Origin of the sequence: Paraburkholderia fungorum (genome assembly GCF_003610895.1) — a bacterium.
GTDB classification, from domain to species: Bacteria; Pseudomonadota; Gammaproteobacteria; order Burkholderiales; family Burkholderiaceae; genus Paraburkholderia; species Paraburkholderia fungorum_B.
This window is the reverse complement of record NZ_MCAS01000003.1, coordinates 138196-157445: the sequence shown is the minus strand read 5'-3', so window position 1 is coordinate 157445 and position 19250 is coordinate 138196. Positions and strand designations below refer to the sequence as shown.

Here is a 19250-nt window from a genome sequence, read left to right as displayed (position 1 = left end):
TAACCTTGTTGCATCTCAGGAGCGCAATGAGCGCTCCGATCTGAAACTGGAATCCGGGAGCATAGATGCAGACGCGGCATGTTTCGATCGTCGGTGCGGGTCTTGGCGGCTTGTGCCTGGCGCAAGGTCTCAGGCAGGCCGGTGTGTCCTTCGACGTTTATGAACGGGATCCGGCCGCCGAAAGCCGCCGTCAGGGCTATCGGATCAGGATCGACGCGCACGGACAGCACGCGCTGTCGCAATGCCTTCCTGAGAATCTTTACACGCTGTTCCAGCAGACCTGCAGCGCTGCCAGAAGCGTTCAACTCCTGAATCCCGATCTCGAACCCATCCCAGGGCGCCCCGCCAGGAGTTGGCGGACCTCGACCGCCGACAGCGCTCCGCAACCCATGCCGCCCGACCTCAGCGCAAACCGGCAAACCTTGCGGGAAATTCTGCTCGGCGGTATTGAGGACCGCGTCCATTTCGGCAAAACGTTACGGCAGTTCGAGATCGACAGCGACGACGCCGTACGCATCCAGTTCGACGACGGCACGTGGGTGACGTCGACGTTACTGGTCGGCGCGGACGGCGTGAACTCGGCCGCGCGCCAGCAGCTCGCGCCAGGCACGGAGCCCGCAGACACGGGGGCGCTCTGCATCTATGGCAAGACCTTCGCCACAGCGGAAGTCAGGGAACGGCTCGGCTCGGCATTGTGCACGGACACATCCGTGATCTTTGACGATGAATTCGCAGTGATTCTGGATCCCATGCGGTTTCCAGAAGCATTGCCTGCCATCGCGAAACGGCTTGCGCCAAGCTGCCGGTTGAGTCCGCTCGACGACTATCTTTACTGGGCGTTCATCGGGCCGCGTGCACGGATGGGCATCACCGACGCCGAATTGCCAGGCCAGACCCCGGACCAGACCCGTTTGACAGCGCTGATCGAAGCACTCGTTTCCCGGTGGCATCCGAGGCTTCGTACGCTCTTTGCACAAGGCGACCTCGACACGCTGACGATGTTGCCCGTACGCGGCGCCATACCGCCGCTCGCGAGGTGGCGCGCCGGTCCCGTGACGCTGCTCGGCGATGCGGTCCATGCGATGAGCCCGGCCGGCGGTCTCGGCGCCAATACCGCGCTCCGGGACGCGGCAGCGCTCGCCGAGGCGGTGTCGACTCAAGCGGATCTGCGCGCAGCCGTCGCCCATTACGAAATCGCCATGCGCGGCTGGGCTGAAACGGCAATCAAGGCTTCCGAAGACGGCGCACGCAGCCTGTTCCGCGCCGCGACAACTCACCCTTCATGAAAGGAAAAACCATGGAATCAATCGACAACTTCACGGTGCATAGTCTGGAGGATTTTCCGGTCGTGTGGTCGCGCCGGGCTTCCATTAAACCCGGCTATTCCGCGCAGTGGGAAGCGGAAATGGACATGTTGCTCCAGCGCGCGACGCCGTTCGTGATCATCTTCGAAGAGGGTCAGCCGGATGAATCGCACGAAGACAGGAAGACGCGGGGTCTCTGGCTCAAGCGCAACAAGCTTGCACTAGGCACGCTGTGCAAGGCCGTGCTCGCCATCGAGCCGGATATGCTCAAACGGACCGCCTTGAAGGCGCAGTCAGCATTGGCGGCAAAGGCATTCGGTGTCGCCATGGAAATTGTCGAGTCGAAGGAGGCCGCACAGAAGCTCGCGTTCGAACTGGTCGAGCAGTCATAGGCCGCGCATTCGCGTCAATGCGGCTGCCAGAGACTCTCTGACAGCCGCATTTCCTTTAGCGGGACGGCAACCAGGCGGCTGCTGTGTCTTCGTTAGAACGTCTGGCGGATACCGACGCGCACGAGCGTTTGCGTATTGCTTGCTGACGAGATGCCGTTGCCGACGTCCCCGACCGAAGCCGTCGCGTTGACGGTATTGCCAAACGCGTCGAGCGTCTTGCCGCTTGCTTTCTGGTAACCGACCAGACCATAGAGCGAAGTGCGTTTTGACAGTGAGTAGTACGACGCGAGATTGAACTGGTGATACTTGGGCGCCGAGGCGCCATTGATCGCGCTGCCTTGCGTGTAGTCATAACCCGCGGCGACGCGCAACGCCGGCGAAGCCTGATACGCGACGGTCAGCCCCGCGGAGTTGAACGTTTCCTTGCCGGAGAACAGCGAGAAACTGCCGGACTGGTATTGCGTATTGCTGTACGACACGCCCAGCTTCACTGCGCCGATATCGTACGTCGCTGCCGCGGCGATGATCTGCTGGGTTTTTGCCGACGCAAAGCCTTCATTAATCGACGACGCAAACGTGCCGTCGTACGAACCGCTCCAGGCGCCGCCGTTCGCGCCATAGGCATTGTTGGCCAGCATGTAGGCCGCACCGAACGCGAACGGCCCGTTCTTATACTGGGCACCAAGGCTCCACGTGCTCTGATTCTTGATGCTGCCGGCCTGATTGCCGAAACCGTACAGCGCGCCGAACTGCAATCCGGAGAACGAGGGGCTCGTGTATTTGATCGAATTGTTCTCGCGCGCCTGGTTGTCGATGTTATCCAGATCGCCCGGATGCGCGCCCATCCCGGTGAGGAAAGTACCCGCGCTGATGGTGCCGACGAAGTCCACGATCGGGTCGTATTGACGGCCCAGCGTTACCTTGCCGAGCTTCTCGCTCTGCAGACCCATCCATGCCTGACGGCCGAACAGGCGGCCGCCTTGACCCAACTGGCCGGTTCCGATGTTAAAGCCGTTTTCCAGCAGGAATAGCGCCGACAGACCGCCGCCCAGGTCTTCATTACCCTTGAGGCCCCAGCGATTGCCTGACCACGTGCCGCCAGCAAAGCCATAGTTGGAGGCATTGGTGTAGATAACGGGCTTGCCCGCCGCACCCTTGCTCTGCGCGGTACGCTGGCCGCTCGTATAGCCGACACCTGCATCGACGATCCCGTACAAGGTCACGCTGCTTTGTGCCTGAGCCGCCGGCAACAGGCAATTGAGCGACAGAATTGCCAAAGCTGTTTTTTTCAACATAATACGTACTCCTATTATATAGAGGTGGTTCTCTTGAAACTCGATGCTCTAAAAAATCAGGCTGGATGTTGAACGGCTGAGATCCCCGGCCGGCTCCGCCAACCGGCCTCAGTCTTCAACACATAGATCATTTCCCCCGGATACCAGCCAGTTCGCCGCAGTCGTCAGCAACACATCCAGATCGTCGAACTGCTGCGCACCCCGCACCTGCGGCGCGCCAAGCACCGTAAAAACCGGCTTGTTCCACTGCAGGCCGAGCGCTATCTCCGACAAAGTGCCAAGCCCGCCCCCCACCGCAATCAGACAGATCGACGCGCGTGCGATCAGCGCGTTGCGAGCGATACCGAGACCCGTCGGCAGCGCCACCGTCAAATACTGGTTGGCCTCCGTCGCATCGTCTTCGGGCAACAGACCGATCACCACACCATCCGCCATCCTGGCGCCGCACGCGGCGGCCTCCATCACGCCGCCCTTGCCGCCGCAGAGCAATGCCATACCGGTTTCGGCCAACGCGCAGGCGAGGCGCCTTGCTGCATCGAGCTGCTCGGCGCTCGCCTCACGCGGGCCAATTAGCCCAACCGGCATGACGTGCCGCGTCGCGCCGGCCTGGCGGACCGCCAGCTTTTGCAGTGCGAGGCGAGCCTCATCTGACCAGTCAATGTCGTCGTTGCCGTGCAAGGCATTCCCCCAGCGCAAGAACACAGGTACAGGCGGCCATCAGCACCATCGACAGGGCCGCGGCCAACGGAAAGTCCGTCTGCCCATCGGACAATTTCAGGTACATCAGCAGCGGCAGGATATTGATCTGCGTACCGGCCAGCGCGAGCGCGGTGCCGTAAGTGCCAAGCGCAATCGACGTCACCAGACACCACGCCGAAGCGATGGACGGCCACAGCTCCCGCAGCGCGACATCGAACAGCGCGCGCAGCGGCGTGGCGCCCAGAGTCAGCGCAGCGTCGAGGGGCCGCAGGTCGAGATTGGCGATAGCCGGATAAAGCATCAGCGCGACGCGAGGAATCAGGTAGTACGCGTAGGCCACCACCAGTCCCCCCGTCGTGTAAATCAACGCCCCCACGCTGGCAGGATCGGCTCCGAGGCGCGCCAGAACGGTCGTGACAAAGCCTGCACGGCCGAAGGCGAGAATGAAGCCATAGGCAATCACCAGCCCCGAAAACGCCAGCGGCACGCCGAGCAGCGCGAGCGACCAGCGGCGGCGTTGGGGCGGCTGAGCGGCGAGCACCATCGCAAGCGGTAGTCCGATTGCCAGCGAAATCGTGCCCGCTGCCACGGCAAGCGCCAGCGATTGACCCAGCGCGTTGACCACGACAGGATCCATCGCGAGCCGCGCGAACGCGGCGCCGTGATCCTCGCCCGCCGACGCCAGCAACGCGCCGAGCGGCAACACGAAGAACAGCGCGAAAAGCAGGCCGGCGGGAACCGCGCCGAAACGGCGCACAAGGCCGCCTCCGCTCGTTGACGATGCATCCATCTGCTCAGCCCTCATCTCACTTCGCGAGCGCGGCCTGCGCCCATAACTGGTCGACCTCGGCTTTTTTCGCTGCGGCCTTGACGACATCGAGCGGGCGAACTTGCGGCGCGTCGGGCATCTTTGCGCGGATCTCCGAGGGCAATTGCACGCCGGGCACGGCGGGACGCACATAGCCTTGCGCGAACAGCGCCTGGCCGACGTCGCTCATGATCAGGTTCAGCCAGAGTTGCGCGGCATTGGGATTGGGCCCGTTCTTCACGAGGCTGATCGCATAGGGCGCCGAAACGCTGGCCTCTTTCGGAATCACCACGTCGACCGCGTCGCCCATACCATCGGTGTATTTCGCTTTCAGACCGTCGTTCTCGTAGCCGATCAGGATCGGGATTTCGCCTTTGACAAACTTTGCGTAGGGCGTAGTGCCCTCGACGCGCATGACGTTGCCCGCCTCGCGCAGCTTGCCGAAGAATTCGGCACCCGGCTTCGGATTATCGACGCTGCCGCCGAAGGCATAGGCCGCGGCAAAGACAGCGACTTGCCCCTGACCGGTCGAACGCGGGTCGAGATACACCACCGAGTTTCGATACTCGGGCTTGAGCAGATCGGCCCAGCCGGCCGGTACGTCCTTGACGAGTTTCCTGTTGACCAGCAGCGCGATATTCAGCGAATGGACTGTGAACCAGCGGCCGTCGCCTTCACGAAACACGGGGGGCAGCTTGTCGAAATTGACCGGTTTGAACGGGGCGACGACGTCCTTTTTGACCGCGTCCAGCGCAGAGGCCGCGAAGTAGTAGGCCGTGTCCGCCTGCGGACGCCGCTGGGCCTTGTCCAGCGCGACCACGGTCGCGGCCGAACCGATGTCGTTATAGGTGATCTCCACCTTCGGATAGCGCTTGCGGAACTCGGCGAACAGCGCCTTCCAGTTGGCCCATTCGGGACCCGTATCGAACGATACGACGAGGCCCTCCTCCGCCGCTTTCGCGTACAGCGCATCTTCACCGGCATAAAGCGGCGCCGCCGGCGCGGCGTGAATAGCCGGCGCGGCACTCAGCATGGACAGCGCGACAACGAATCCCGCGGCCCGGCGCACGCGCGACAAAAGACTAAACCCTGCAACCATGGTGGTTCTCCATTAAACAAAGTGAATTAGCTGGATTGATTGATCGATGCGGGCAGCACGCGCAAATGTTCGGGAGCGATCGCGATCGACTGCGCGGCAAGCTGGCGCCCTTCGCATAACAGCGGCCGCTGTGCGGAGTCCGGTACAAAGTCGTAGCGGCAGGTCGCCCCGAAATAGCGCACCTCGGTGCGGCGTCCCCTCAGCCGGTTGACCGCGGCAGCCGGCGGGTCGGGCTGCACATGTTCCGGCCGGACCAGCACCTCGACGTCGTCGCCGGGATGGAATACGCCGGTGTCGGCGAACAGCGTGGCGAACGACACATCCACCATCCCCGCACCGGAGACACGGCCAGGTATCACGCTCGAATGACCGACGAAGCGCGCCACCTGCGTCGACACCGGCTGCGTGTAGAGACGCTCGGGCGTATCCACCTGCAGCACCCGGCCGCCGTCGACCACCGCCACGCGGTCGGCGATGCTCAGCGCTTCATCCTGGTCGTGCGTCACCAGAAGCGTGGTGGCGCCGCATGCGCGCTGCAGCGTGCGAATCTCGTCGCGAAGTTGCTGGCGGATACCCGCATCGAGCGCCGCGAGCGGCTCGTCCAGCAGCAACACCTTCGGTTCGAACGCAAGCGCGCGAGCCAGTGCGACGCGCTGCTGCTGCCCGCCCGACAGCAGCGTCGGGCGGCGCGCCGCGTGCTCGGTGAGACCGACCCGCTCCAGCATCTCGAGCGCGCGGGTCCGCCGCTGCGCCGCACCGACGCCGCGCATGCGCAAGCCGTACGCCACGTTGTCCATCACACTCAGATGCGGGAAAAGCGCGTATTGCTGGAACACCATGCCGACTTCGCGGCGCCACACGGGCACGCCGGCGACGTCCTTGCCGTCAATGGTGATCCGTCCTTGATAACCGTTTAGAAGTCCTGCCGTCAGCCGCAGAACCGTCGACTTGCCGGAGCCGCTGCGGCCCATCACGGCGAGCAGTTCGCCCGGCGCGACCGACAGCGTGACCGCTTCGATGCCGTGCTGTGCACCCGGATATGTGAAGCTCACGTTTTCGAATTGGAGGCTCATCGTTTTACTTCAGGCGTTGAACAGTGTTGACCGATGCCAGCGTCGCGATCACCGCGAGGCAAAGCAGCACCACAGTGGCGGCGCACGCCATGCCGGTCGCTCCGTAGAACGCCTGCAGCAGCACCACCGGATAGTTGCGATAGCGAAATCCCGCGATCAGATTGGAAATCTGGAACTCGCCGATCGACAACGCGGCCACCATCACGAGCCCGGAAAACAGGCTCTGTCTGAGATTGGGCAGGACGATCGTGTAGAACTGCCGCAACGGCGTTGCGCCGAGCGTCGCGGCGCACGCTTCGAGACGCTCGATATCGAGGTGGCGCAGGTCGCTCAGCAGCGTCTGCGTCAGATAAGGCAAGGTCAATACCGTATGCGCGGCGATCAGCAGCGGCAGCGAGCCGAGCCACGGCAGCGTGTCGCCGCTGAAGATGGCGATGTAGCCGAAACCGAGCGTGAGCGCGGGAACCCCGATCGGCAGCAGTGCGACGAGGCGCGCTACCAGACCACGCCCGGAGAGCGAGCGATAGTGCAATGCATAGGCGAGCGGCAGGCCGATCGCCGCGGTCGTACCGCAACAGGCCAACGCAACCAGCAGGCTCACGCCGAACGCGCGCCGGAAACTCATGTCGCCGGCGAGGTCGGCAAACCAATGCCCCGTGATGCCGCTCGGCAGCAAGGTGTTGGTCCATGTTTCGCCGAATGCGCCGATCAGCAGCAAAACGATCGGCAACAGCATGTAGATCGCGAACAACACCATGACGGCGTTCAGCGCGACGCGGCCGACGGACACGGTACGTCCGCCGCGTCGATACGCGGGAGCACCGGGTCCGATGGCCGGTGCGACGGGAGTTTGCATGCGGGCGTTCCTCAGAAGGCAGACTGAAACTCATACGCGGCGACCCAGCGCCACGCGGAATTTCGAATTGCTTTCAATTGTGCGGATCGGACATGGCGTCGTCATGAAAAAAACGTACAAAACGCGCACTGCGCTGTGCGCATCCGGAACACTTCGACGCCTGAATACCCATGAAATACCGCTACCCGAACGTCGCTGAACTCCTCGCCTTTGCCAGTTCGGCGAAACATCTGAACTTTTCGCGGGCCGCGCGCGAACTGAGCCTGACTCCTAGCGCGGTCAGCAGGCAAATTTCCGGTCTGGAAGCCCTGTTAGGCGTGCAACTCTTCGTTCGGGATGGCCGCAATCTCGTGCTCACCCGCTCGGGCAGCCTCTACCTCGGGCGGGTAGCCGGTCCGTTGCACGAAATCGGCAACGCCACACTCGAATTGATGAGCACTGCTGGACAGGACGACCTGTTGACGATCGCGAGCGTGCCCACCTTCACGACCAAATGGCTGATTCCGCGGCTGCCGGATTTCCTCGCCAGCACGCCGGGTGTCACCATCAGCTTCGGCCGGCATCTCGCTCACGGCGATCCGTTCCCGATGGATCTGGACGCCGCCATCCGTTACGGCGACGGCAGTTGGGAAGGCGTGGTCTGCGATTACATCGACGGACATACCTTTGTACTGGTATGCGCCCCCGAGTATCAGCAGCGGTATCCGATGCGCCGGTTGCAGGACGCGGCCCGCGCCCCCCGGCTTCTGCACGGGCAAGCTGAACGGGTGTGGGGACAATGGGCCAGTTTCTACGACGTGCAGGATATGCAGGTGCTCGCGGGCCCGCGCTTCGAGCAATACTCCGTGCTGATCCAGGCGGCGCAGGCAGGTCTTGGGCTCGCGCTCATCCCAGCCTTTCTCGTGCGCGACAATCTCGCCGCCGGCAGCCTCGTGGAGCCTTTGAGCGCGCCGATCGACGTAGAACAGGGGCACTACCTGTGCTATTTCCCTGAGCGCATCGAGACGCGCCCGGGCTTGAAACGCTTTCGCGAATGGATGCTGTCGCAGGTTTGATACCGAGCCATTGTCTCTGTTCCATCGAGAAACCCGCACCAGCATCAACATCCTCCGGCCTTACCGTGTCACGCCTGCCAATACGGCTATGACGTGGTTCCGCGAGCGCTAGAGGCGGATATTTCCTGCTTCGTCCTGCACATCGCGGCCAGAGCATTTCGCAATTGATTGGCCGATACCGGTTTGGTCAGAAACACGTCCGCGCCGGCGTCCCGGCAGCGTTGCTCCGTCTCCTTCAGAACGGAAGCAGTAATGGCGACAATTCGCGTGTGGCGGCAGGAGACGGGCTCACCCGCACGCACGCGCGAAATCAACTCGATGCCGTCCAGCCGCGGCATGTAGACATCGGTAATAAGGAGTCCCACTCTCGTCGTCGAAAGAACGCCCCATGCCTCTGCGCCATCGCTGCAGGTCAGGACCGCCTCACAGCCGAGTTGTTTCAACTGACTCGTCAGCACCAGGCAGTTAACGGGGCTGTCGTCCGCGACCACCACAGGACCCATTGCCGCCCAATCCAGAGAGGGTTCGGCAACGCCGCTGACGGCAATACCGGCACTCGCCTCCTGAGCCATCGCTTCCTGACAGGCGGCGACAAAGAGACGCCAGTTCGGCGGGTTCACCCAATAGTTCGGCGACGCCGGGGCCCCCCCTGGGGGCGCGGAATCGAATCGCCCAACCAGCATGGCATGCTCTCGCCACTCAGGTATGGCGCCTTCCGAGTCCCGCGCGTAGAGCGTGGGTATGCTCCCATCTCGCGGCCACACTCGCCCTTCGAGCGGCTCCATCCCGGCCGCAAGCGCGTAGGCTCGCAGCGAGCTTGCCACATGGATTTTTTCGGTTCCGATGAGAAGCACCCGCCCTTTGAGATCCGGGAAGTCGTACCGCTCGCGCTGCACGGTCAGCTCAAGACTCAGTATCACCGAGGTCCCGAGCTGCTCGGCACTCTGGATCTCTATGGTTCCTCCCATCATCTCGACCAGACGCTTGCTGATCGCGAGGCCGATCCCTACGCCGCCGAAACGGCGCGTGAGCATCCCTTCAGATTGCTCGAACGGGAGGAACAGGCCTTTCTGTGCAGCCTCCGGAATACCGACTCCGGTATCGTAGACGGTGAGCACGACTTGTTGCCTCGTGCCGTCTACGTTTCCGGGAGCAACCGATATTCCAACGCGCCCTCGCGACGTGAACTTGATTGCGTTCGAAAGCAGACTGAGCAGAACCTGGCGAAGCCGGTACGCGTCGGCAAGATACGTTGCGGCAACGCCGGGATGGATGTGCACCTCCATCTCAAGTCCCTTGCTCTCACCGTTCCCGGCGAGCGCCGCCATGACCTCGTCAACGACCTCCCGGATGTCCGTGGGCGCGGGTGTCATGGCAAGCACACCGCCATCCGCCATGGAATACTCGAGGATGTCGTTGAGTATCTGCATCAATGCTTCGGCAGACCGGTCCGCAACATCCAGATAATGCCGCTGCCGGGGGTCAAGAACGGTTCCCCGCAATGCCTCGAGAAGACCACGCAGACCATGCATCGGTGTTCTGATCTCATGACTCATCATCGCCAGAAATCTGCCTTTAGCCCTGGATGAGGCAACCGCCGCATCTCTTGCCTCCTTGAGCAGCCCGACTTGAAGCTGGCTATCGTTCACAGCCTCCCGCAAGCGCTCGACCAGCGTGGAGCGCTCGGACTCCAACTGGCCGTTTCGCACCATCGCATCCCTTAACGCCTGCAACGCCTCAAGAAGCGCACTGATCTGGTCCTTCTGTCTGAACGGATAGACCGGTGTGGCGTAGTTCCCGCTGGCGAGACTGCGCAGCGAGACAGTCGCGGCGGAGATCGGCCCGATGATTCTCCGTGAGAAGAGAACAAGGACGCAGACCACCGAGATGATGATCGTCGCCACCACTGCGGCCAGCACAATAAGCGCATTGCGCGTGTTGCCCTTGCGCTCATCCACGTCCTGAATGGCGGCGTCGAGCTCGGCATCCCGCAGTGTCGTAATTGGCCGCATGAGTGGCACATAGTGCTGCGCAAACGCCGCCGCCGTGGGAATCGTTGCTTCCGCGGAAGCCGGTTGCGCGATCTGCTGCAAATAGGCAATGCCATCGTCGAAATAGATCCGCTGCATCTGCGTTACTGCAACAGGACGCCCAAGCGTGCCGCTGCGGATCAAATCTCCCAAGGCATGAATGCGTCCCATCACCAGCCAGAGTCTCTCCAGATCGTCGCCAGACAGTCCTTTGCGGCTCATCAGCGCCGGCATGAATATCGATCCGGCGCGACCAGCCTGTTCTCGCAGTTCCGCAGCGAGACGCGCGGCCAGCACGTGTTCCGCCACCGATGGCTCGTCTCGAATCAGCTCGAGAATGATTCGGTCATTGACTGCCGCCAGATCGTCGATGAGCCGAAACATCCCTGCAATAGCGTGGTCCGCGGCGCGCGTGGAGCGCTCCTCGCGCGGCACGGCAACGAGGCGATCGATCTGCTGCCGCGCCAGCCAGAGGCGCTCCCGCACCGATATCAGGCGCGCGGCGCCATGCTCGCAGTCGTCGCAGGACGATTCCTGAAGCTGCTTGAGCGCGACGGCGAGAACGGCATCACTTCGTGTTCTTGCCTGATCGAGTGCCGCTCTCAAACCGCTTCCCTCGAATAGCGAAGCACCAATCAGCGCATTCGCAGACCCTCGCTCAGCGGTGAGATACTCAGCCGAGGTCAGCGTCGTCTTGAGAACCTGCAGAAGCGTCGCGGCCCGTTTTTTTGCCTCGTAGGACGTCCAGTCTCGTGCCAGGAGCAATCCCGCACCACTCATTGTCACTGCCAGAACAATCACGGCAACCAGCCGAAACAGCTGATCAATGCGCATAGCACCCATTGGAGAACTCATGGAAACGGTGAACGAAGGATCGTTCCAGCTCAATAGCCGAAGAAAGCAGTCGCGGCGCTATTCATGCAATCCTCGCAAATCGGCCATGTCGCTCAAACATAACGCGGCGATATGCGCTTCAATGTCATCCACGACGGTGCGCCAGTCGTCGCACCACTCGCTTGCCCCCGTGCAGGCCAGTTCGAGCTCAAGACATCGATCGGCGAGAGCCGGATGTCCTATCAGGAGTAGCGCGCCTCGCATCCGGTGCATCCACCGTTCGAGCGCACGGATATCCCGGTTCAACATCAGCCGTTGCAACTCGTCGAGCTCTTCTTTCGAGTGCGCCTGAAACCTGGCGGCCAGCGCTTCTCTCCCCGCGGGGTCCATGGACACGGTTTCCTGAGTCCAGCGATCGTCGGCGAACTCTTCCTCGGGATGTGGCGCATGGCACCTCACCAGCACACGCGATAGCCTTTCGAGACTGACCGGTTTGGCGACATAGTCGAAGAAACCCTGAGCGAGCCGCGTCTCCACTTCGCTATCAAAGTCATTGGCGCTCACGGCTATCACCGGGATCGCCGGACTTTCCTCGCGTACGACGTCAAGCAGCTCGACCCCGCTCATACCGGGCAGATCCAGATCGGTCAGCACAATATCAACAGGGTTGTGGTGCAGCATCACTACGGCCTCCGCGCCGCACGTCGCGCTTAGTACACCATATCCGAGCGACCTGACCTGATCGACCAACAACTCCCGGTTCAACTTGCTGTCGTCCACGACGAGCACAGTCAGTGTCTCACCCTGGTCGCGGCTGGAAGACAAGACGACGCCGGTCTCTTCGCCGGCAACGGGCACGGCCGGAATCTCCTCTGCCGAAGTCCGGCTGATGGCCAGCTGCAACGCCTCCTTGAGCGCCTCGGTGTTGAAGGCGCTCACTTCGATCACACGCTCGGCAAGACGTACGGGACGTTCCACCGCCACCCGCGCGACCAGGACAACGGGCACCTGGGTCCGGTTCGAAATCTCGAGAGCGCAACCCGCATTGCTTTCCGTCAACACGATCACATCGGCCATCGCGTCCCGTGTTTCAAGCGCGGACGCCGCCCCCTCCCGAATCGAAGCACGCCATCCCCAGTCGGTGAGCCATGCCTGCAGACATTCACCGTACTCGATCATCTCGGTCACAATCAGGGCATTGCCCATCATCCCGTTTGTCGCAACAGCGTGGCCCGGCGCGACGGCCAGAGGCAGGCGCACGGTGAAAACCGAACCCACATGAAGGATGCTCTTCACGGTAACGGTGCCGCCCATCAACTTGCAAAGCGTCGCGCAAATCGATAGCCCCAACCCCGTTCCGGCATATCGCCGGTTTTCGCCGTCCGCCTGTGCAAATGGCGTGAAGATGCGTTCGACCAGTTGCTCATCCATCCCACCGCCGGAGTCGCTCACTTCCAGCAACAAGGTCGCGCATGCCGGCGTTTCCAGTACGAGAGAACTCCTGACCGTCACGCCCCCTGCGTTCGTGAACTTGAACGCGTTGTCGAGCAGGTTGTCGAGGATCTGGGCGATTCTGCTCGGGTCGCCAATCAAGGCATGCCGCGCCATCGCCGGATCCTGGAAGATGTGGAAATCAATGTGCCGGGAGATCGCACGTTCCACATACCCTCGCACCACACCTTCCACGCATTGGAGAGCATAAAACCTGGATTCCACCAGTTTCATCACGCCCGCTTCGACTCTCGACAGATCGAGAATATCGGTCACAATCCGCCGCAGTGCTTTCGCCCCCGTATGGACAGCTTTGAGCCGCTCTGCTTCAGCGTCGCCCAATTTCCCGACGGGAAGCAGATCGACGTTTCCGAGAATCACACTCAATGGAGTCTTGATTTCGTGACTCACCGACGCAAAGAAGTTCGATCTCGCCCGAAGCAGCCGGTCCGATTCTTCGCGCGCCTTCCTGGATTCGAGTTCGGCGAGCTTCTGCACCGTTATGTCGCTGACCGCGCATATCAGCACCGCCTCTGCGCTATAAGTAACGGGTGCGCAGGCAATGTGAAGAAAGAACGGCTTGCCCCGGGCCTCGTCGCTCAAGTCCATCGTGAAGCGCACAATCTCCGAACCGGCCGGCCCGCAATCCGCCCAGCGCGCGCGGAACGCCATTTCGATAGCCGACGGCAGTTTTATGGGTGCGCGCATATCGAGAAGCGACACCGCCAACCGGTTCGCCCGCATCACCGAATAGTCAGCGGCACGAATAATGAGCAAGCCCATCGGCATTTCGCTCACCAGCACGTGGTTCTGTATCTCGTGTTCGATAGCGCGTCTTGAAGCCAGGTGGCCTCTTGCGAGAACCCGCTTGTTCCACTGATAAACCACTGCGAGCAACGCAAAAAGAAAGGCGGCTCCGAGTGCCCATATCCAGCCAATTGGCTGCGCCGTCGCCTTGAGAAGTTCGACATAGCTCATGCCATAGACCAGATGGCCGAAATGTTCGCCGACTGGTTCGATGAGATACAGCCCGTCTCGCGTCAAGCGCGCCCCGGTCTCGTCCGGCTGGCGCAGCGCCAGCACCGCCCCCCGTTCAAACCACGCGCCGGCAGCGCTGCGGTCGATCAGGAGTGCGGTCGAACTGTACAGTCCCAGCGCACCATACGTATCCTCGCGCCGGATTCCCGCGAGGAGAGACCTGGCAGGCAAGTCCGAACCGAACAGCACGAGTCCTTTCCCCGCTACCTCAACCATGCCAACGCAACTCAGTACGCTCTCAGCATGGTCTTTGTCGCCCGACGAGTAATTCCAGCGTATGCCTTCCGCTGTTTCTGCTGCTTCCGCTGCTTCCCTTACCCCCGCGATCTTTTCTCTACCAACTCCCTTTTCACGCAACATCTGCACCAGAGCCAATGAACCGATTCGCTGCGCGTCGCCTGGCCGCTGATCATTCACCGCTGGAAAGAGCACGGCATAGTCGCGATTGAGTCCAACTACATAGGCACGCCGCCTGATTTTCATCGAATCCAACGTGGACATGCCGCTTGCCGCGATGTTTGCGAGCGCATTGGCCTCGGCTTCCCAGCTGGCTCGCAAGTCCTTGCGCCCTTCCTGAGGCAGCACGATCAGGAAAGGTTCGGCCTTGAATGCGGGACGCCCTTGCGCTTCGTCCGACTTGCCCAATGTTCTGATTACATCGCCGAAGCGCCCGGTTTCCCATCCTCCCGCATTCGAAAAATAGTACTTGACCGTATGATTCATGCGCCGGGCGAGCACCTCACTGCCTTCGACGACCCGGCCCATCTCCGACGCGTATCGTTCGATCTGCTCTGATCTCCGCTCGACTTCCGCATGCATGGCGAGGTAGGTCGCCAGTATCGCGACGCTCAAAACGCCGACGATGACAAGGCAAAGTCCCCAATAGAAAAACAGACGCTCCCGCCGGACCGTGGCTGTTAATGCGTCAAAGGCATTCTGCTGTGCCTCGTGATTCCTATCGAAAATCATTGCCGTCCACTCGTGGTATGTACTCTGCCTTCCTCATCCGTGAATCAGATCTGTTTCATAGACATGGCGCATGAGCTCAGTACTCGATGTGGAATACCCCCTCTGTCGCCGCATACCTCTGCGTCGATATTGTGCTTACGGGCTGACAAGGTCGATCGAAAATCCGAACAGGCCGAACTCACTACGGATTCCATCATGCTCCAGCCCGCGATACTCGATGCCCGATTGAGCAGGCAATGGTTCATTGAGAAAGTCGATACTACTGACGTAATTCAGCACGGAAAATAGTAAATCGTCCATTTACGCAAGCTGCGCACGACCCGCCGCTCCTGTTGCGTACCGCCCGGTACCGGCAAGCACGCTCAAACACCGGCGCGCGACTTCAAAGACACGCCTATACCGCCCGGCTGGCATGCGATCCGCTCTGCTCATTCAGACGAAAGAACGAAATAGCCTGATTCAATTGGCGCCCCTGATCTTCGAGTGATTTCGACGCGGCCGCCGCCTGCTCCACCAGGGCGGCGTTCTGCTGGGTGACTTCGTCCATCTGCGTGATAGCCTGATTGACCTGCTCGATGCCCCGGCTCTGCTCAGTCGATGCCGAAGCGATTTCACCCATGATGTCTGTCACGCGCGCCACAGCCTGGGTGGCTTCCGATATCGTCTTCCCAGCTTCATTCGCGAGCGACGATCCGTCCATGATCTTGCGCACCGACGCGTCGATCAGTTCCTTGATTTCCTTTGCCGCACTCGACGAACGCTGCGCGAGGCTGCGCACCTCGCTTGCGACCACTGCGAACCCGCGACCCTCCTCGCCTGCACGGGCCGCCTCCACTGCGGCGTTCAGCGCAAGAATGTTGGTCTGGAACGCGATCCCTTCAATGACCCCCGTGATATCCGCGATCCTGACGGAGCTCGCACTGATCTCGCTCATCGTGCCGACCACCTGACCGACTACCGCACTGCCCTTGAGTGTCACCTCGTACGCATTGGCCGAGAGCAAACTCGCCTGCTGCGCGTTCTCGGCGTTCTGCTTCACCGTCGACGTCAGCTCATCCATACTCGACGCAGTTTCCTGAAGTGACGAAGCCTGCTGCTCGGTACGGGATGAGAGGTCCACGTTTCCAGACGCAATCTGGCGGGAGCCGGTGGCAATGCTTTCAGCCGCTGTCCGAACCTGATCGACCAGGCCAACGAGACTTGCCTGCATGTCGCCCATTGACGCCAGCACGCTGCCCGCGGGCGCATTCCCCGCACCCGGAACCGGACTCAGATCGCCGGCGGCCACACGCTGCGTCACTTCGCCCAGTACGGCCGGCTCGGCGCCCAGCGCGCGCAACAAGTCCCGCGTAATGATCACGCCGGCTATCGCCGCCGTCGCGACAGCAGCAAGACAAATGCCAACCAGCAGCTGGCGCCGGCTCGCAAACTGATCCGACGAGTTCTGGACAACCTGCTCTGCACGCTGCTGGGTAAAGTCCCGATAGTCGCTAGTCGCCTTGATCAGCGAAGAAAGGAGTGGTCTGCATTGCGTTTCAATCTCCGCAATCGCCGCGTCGCGCTGATTGTTGATGGCAAGCCTGTCGATATCCAGCGCCACAGGACGATAGAGCGCTTCGATTCGCGAGATTTCGGCGGCGAGATTACGTTCGTTGTCGCCCACGTCGGCCCCGTTGGCCACCATCGCCCGGAATTTCTCCAGATCGCTCTGCATCCGTTTATCGGCATCGTTGACGGCGGTTTTCTCGATTTCGACGTTGGCGGGCGAAGTGACCAGCACGAGGTTTCGCACGGCTATGGCGCGATCGGACGCCGCGGCTCGAATGGACTCGGACATGTCACCGCGCTCGCTGATGCCCTTGACATAGCCAGAAAAGCGATCGTTGGCGTCGTTTAGTTCTTTCAGCGATATGCCCGACAGGATCAATACGATGGTGGCGAGTACGCCAAAAGCGACAAAGAGTTTTGCCTTTACTGTCAAACGTTCGATATTCATATTTCAGCTCTGGTTGCCACCCTGCGTATGCGAGGGTGCGAGGATGGTCCGGGCCGTTCGGAATTTCTGGGGCGATAGTTTGAGCCCGTCCACCCGGGATTACGGCCCGGCAATGAATCGCTGAAGGGTGACCCACTCTCTTCGTGGGAGACACGGAGAGGTTTGCGCGATATTGTATTTTTCTATCGAAAACGAAAAATTAGATTGCCTAACTGTACAGACAGGAGAGCGCTGGTCTGAAAATCTTCAGGAGCAGGCCGCGCAACTGCGCATGAATCGCCCCTGCTCAAGGCTCAGGCGTCGGTCGCGGTCCAATCTGTCGTGACTATGACGGCAACCGCAGCACGCCCGCAGGCAAAGAAGTAACCATTCGGTACAAACGTTCGATACGATGCCCTGCCTGTGTGACAGCACAATTACAACCTGGGTGGTGAGGCACGCGCCGTCGGCGGCATAAACCCAGCCTCTTCCGGTAAATCACCGAAATATCTCCAGAGCGCAGAAGCAGTCAATTAGACGCATATTTATTCGCCTTGCTACTCAGGTTATGGGCGCGCGTGTCGATGCACGACTTAGCGAGGGTTGCCAATTCCCGAGCGGCATTCACCGACACCGTACGAACCAAGGTAGATAAAAATTGACTATAACCAAGCGACTGTTCCTGACGCTGGGCACATTGATGCTAGCCCTCATCACCACCGCTTCAGCGGCTGTCTTTCTATTGTCACGCTCGCACGATCGCTTTGAGTACGTGCAGTACAACACCATTCCGAGTATCAAGGATCTCGATAAGATCATCACGCAATCGAACGAGTTGCGCGCCCTTCTGTATCGCCACGTCCTGGCGGCAGACGCGGCGCGCCGCCGCGAACTGGAAACAGGCATCTCGGACGCGCTGAACAAGCTCGTCGAACTGGTCGAACTCTACAACAAGAACGATATTTCCGACGCGAGAGATCAGGAATTGACGAACACCGCCAAGTCAAACATCGCCGGCCTCAGAGCGGAACTTCCTGCATTTCTTGAGAAATCGACCGCGGGCGACATCGCCGGCGCCGGCGCCCTACTGGTCGGCGATCGCGGTATCGGTCGCGTTGTGAGGAAACTGGTTGCCGACCTTACCACGCAAATTGACTGGAACGTCAAGCTGGGCGACGACCTCCGGCAGGAAAACCATCGCGCCTTCACTACGGCGCTTTGGGGTCTGTTGATCAGCGTCAGCATTGTCATACTGATTGTTGGCGTGTTCTCGCTGCGTGTCGTGCTCGGCGTCAAGGCAAGCCTCTTCGCCATCCAGAATACGCTGCGAAGCGTGAACACCTCGCTCGACCTGACGCAAACCGTTACAACCGGGCGGATGGACGAAATTGGCCACACAGCGGCCGCCTTCAACTCACTACTGCAGCGAATCTCCGAGGTGCTTCGCACCGCCCTGGGTTCAGCCGAATCCGTCTCCGTGGCGTCCGGGGAGATCGCGAGCGGCAATACCGATCTCTCGGCTCGCACCGAAGAGCAGGCGGCCTCGCTTGAGCAGACCGCCGCCAGCATGGCCCAGTTGACCGGAACAGTGAAGCAGAACGCCGATAACGCAAATCAGGCCAATCTGCTGGCGAAGAACGCGACCGATATGACTCATGCGGGCAATGACGCCGTTCAGACCATGGTCGGCACCATCGGAAAGATCAGCGATAGTTCGTTCCGGATTTCCGAAATCACCGGTCTGATTGAAGGCATTGCGTTCCAGACCAATATTCTCGCGCTCAACGCCACCGTGGAAGCTGCCCGCGCTGGCGACCTGGGGCGAGGTTTTGCCGTGGTCGCCAGCGAGGTCCGCAGTCTGGCGCAACGCTCCGCCGCCGCGGCAAAGGAGATCAAGGAACTGATCGGCTCGTCCGTGGGCATGATCGAGGACGGTTCGAGACAGGCGATAGAGGTGGGCGCGACCATGGGGCGGGTCAAGCTGGCAATCAGGCAGGTCGCCGACATCGTGGGTGAAATCGCCGCGGCCTCGGAGGAGCAAAGCCGTGGCGTTGAACAGGTCAATCAGGCAGTCATTCAGATGGATGAAGTGACCCAGCAAAACGCCGCGCTGGTCGAGCAGGCCGCTGCGGCGGCCCAGTCGCTGGAAGCGCAGGCTGCGAGGCTGAAGGACGCGGTTTCGGTGTTCAAGGTTGGTGATGCGAAAACGTCGGCCTCACGTATGTTGCGATTGTGAGCGGGAAGTGTTTTGTACACCTTGAGATTAACGGCAGGACTGGACGCAGCGGTGTCGGTAGTCACGTCGACCGCTGCATCGTGCCAGACATCACAT

At 61.2% G+C, this 19250-nt stretch carries 14 protein-coding genes; 4 read left to right on the top strand and 10 right to left on the bottom strand.

Features of this window, described 5'->3' with window-relative positions:
* Nucleotides 1-65 precede the first annotated feature (65 nt).
* Complete coding sequence (locus tag BCY88_RS40685; RefSeq protein WP_120343128.1) at nucleotides 66-1286, top strand: FAD-dependent oxidoreductase; 1221 nt, start codon at nucleotides 66-68, stop codon at nucleotides 1284-1286.
* Nucleotides 1287-1297: 11 nt separating this feature from the next.
* Nucleotides 1298-1696 (top strand): hypothetical protein, encoded by a 399-nt coding sequence (locus tag BCY88_RS04710; protein WP_120343127.1) that lies wholly within the window; start codon nucleotides 1298-1300, stop codon nucleotides 1694-1696.
* Between the two features lie 92 nt (nucleotides 1697-1788).
* Here BCY88_RS04710 and BCY88_RS04705 read toward each other — a convergent pair whose 3' ends face one another.
* From BCY88_RS04705 to BCY88_RS04680, 6 genes are all read right to left on the bottom strand, one after another.
* Entirely contained in the window at nucleotides 1789-2988 is a 1200-nt protein-coding gene (locus tag BCY88_RS04705; RefSeq protein ID WP_404935677.1) for a porin, read from the bottom strand.
* Nucleotides 2989-3099: 111 nt separating this feature from the next.
* A complete protein-coding gene (locus tag BCY88_RS04700) occupies nucleotides 3100-3669 on the bottom strand; it encodes a TIGR00725 family protein (protein WP_404935675.1) in 570 nt (189 codons plus the stop codon).
* Complete coding sequence (locus BCY88_RS04695) at nucleotides 3647-4480, bottom strand: ABC transporter permease (protein ID WP_259461236.1); 834 nt, start codon at nucleotides 4478-4480, stop codon at nucleotides 3647-3649. Before BCY88_RS04695 ends, BCY88_RS04700 begins: the two co-directional genes overlap by 23 nt.
* 16 nt (nucleotides 4481-4496) lie before the next feature.
* Entirely contained in the window at nucleotides 4497-5597 is a 1101-nt protein-coding gene (locus tag BCY88_RS04690; protein WP_120343124.1) for an extracellular solute-binding protein, read from the bottom strand.
* A gap of 26 nt (nucleotides 5598-5623) precedes the next feature.
* Entirely contained in the window at nucleotides 5624-6670 is a 1047-nt protein-coding gene (locus tag BCY88_RS04685; protein ID WP_120343123.1) for an ABC transporter ATP-binding protein, read from the bottom strand.
* Nucleotides 6671-6674: 4 nt separating this feature from the next.
* Nucleotides 6675-7526, bottom strand: a complete 852-nt coding sequence (locus BCY88_RS04680) for an ABC transporter permease (RefSeq protein WP_120343122.1) — start codon at nucleotides 7524-7526, stop codon at nucleotides 6675-6677.
* A 170-nt stretch (nucleotides 7527-7696) separates the two neighbouring features.
* Here BCY88_RS04680 and BCY88_RS04675 point away from each other — a divergent pair, with 170 nt between their 5' ends.
* The gene (locus tag BCY88_RS04675; protein ID WP_120343121.1) at nucleotides 7697-8581 is read left to right on the top strand and encodes a LysR substrate-binding domain-containing protein; all 885 of its coding nucleotides are present in this window, start codon (nucleotides 7697-7699) and stop codon (nucleotides 8579-8581) included.
* 86 nt (nucleotides 8582-8667) lie between these two features.
* On the opposite strand, the gene BCY88_RS04670 is transcribed toward BCY88_RS04675, so the two are convergent.
* The 4 genes from BCY88_RS04670 to BCY88_RS04660 all read right to left on the bottom strand — a co-directional run bounded on the left by BCY88_RS04670 (nucleotide 8668) and on the right by BCY88_RS04660 (nucleotide 16939).
* On the bottom strand, nucleotides 8668-11454 hold the full coding sequence (locus tag BCY88_RS04670) for an ATP-binding protein (RefSeq protein WP_120343120.1): 2787 nt from the start codon (nucleotides 11452-11454) through the stop codon (nucleotides 8668-8670).
* Between the two features lie 69 nt (nucleotides 11455-11523).
* Nucleotides 11524-14943 (bottom strand): hybrid sensor histidine kinase/response regulator, encoded by a 3420-nt coding sequence (locus BCY88_RS04665; protein WP_120343119.1) that lies wholly within the window; start codon nucleotides 14941-14943, stop codon nucleotides 11524-11526.
* Nucleotides 14944-15078: 135 nt separating this feature from the next.
* The gene (locus BCY88_RS39780; protein ID WP_183081278.1) at nucleotides 15079-15243 is read right to left on the bottom strand and encodes a hypothetical protein; all 165 of its coding nucleotides are present in this window, start codon (nucleotides 15241-15243) and stop codon (nucleotides 15079-15081) included.
* A 94-nt stretch (nucleotides 15244-15337) separates the two neighbouring features.
* On the bottom strand, nucleotides 15338-16939 hold the full coding sequence (locus BCY88_RS04660; RefSeq protein WP_120343118.1) for a methyl-accepting chemotaxis protein: 1602 nt from the start codon (nucleotides 16937-16939) through the stop codon (nucleotides 15338-15340).
* A gap of 637 nt (nucleotides 16940-17576) precedes the next feature.
* Here BCY88_RS04660 and BCY88_RS40680 point away from each other — a divergent pair.
* Nucleotides 17577-19154 carry a methyl-accepting chemotaxis protein gene (locus BCY88_RS40680; protein WP_147408498.1) on the top strand — a complete coding sequence of 526 codons (1578 nt, stop codon included), beginning with the start codon at nucleotides 17577-17579 and terminating at the stop codon, nucleotides 19152-19154.
* The last annotated feature ends 96 nt before the right edge of the window (nucleotides 19155-19250 follow it).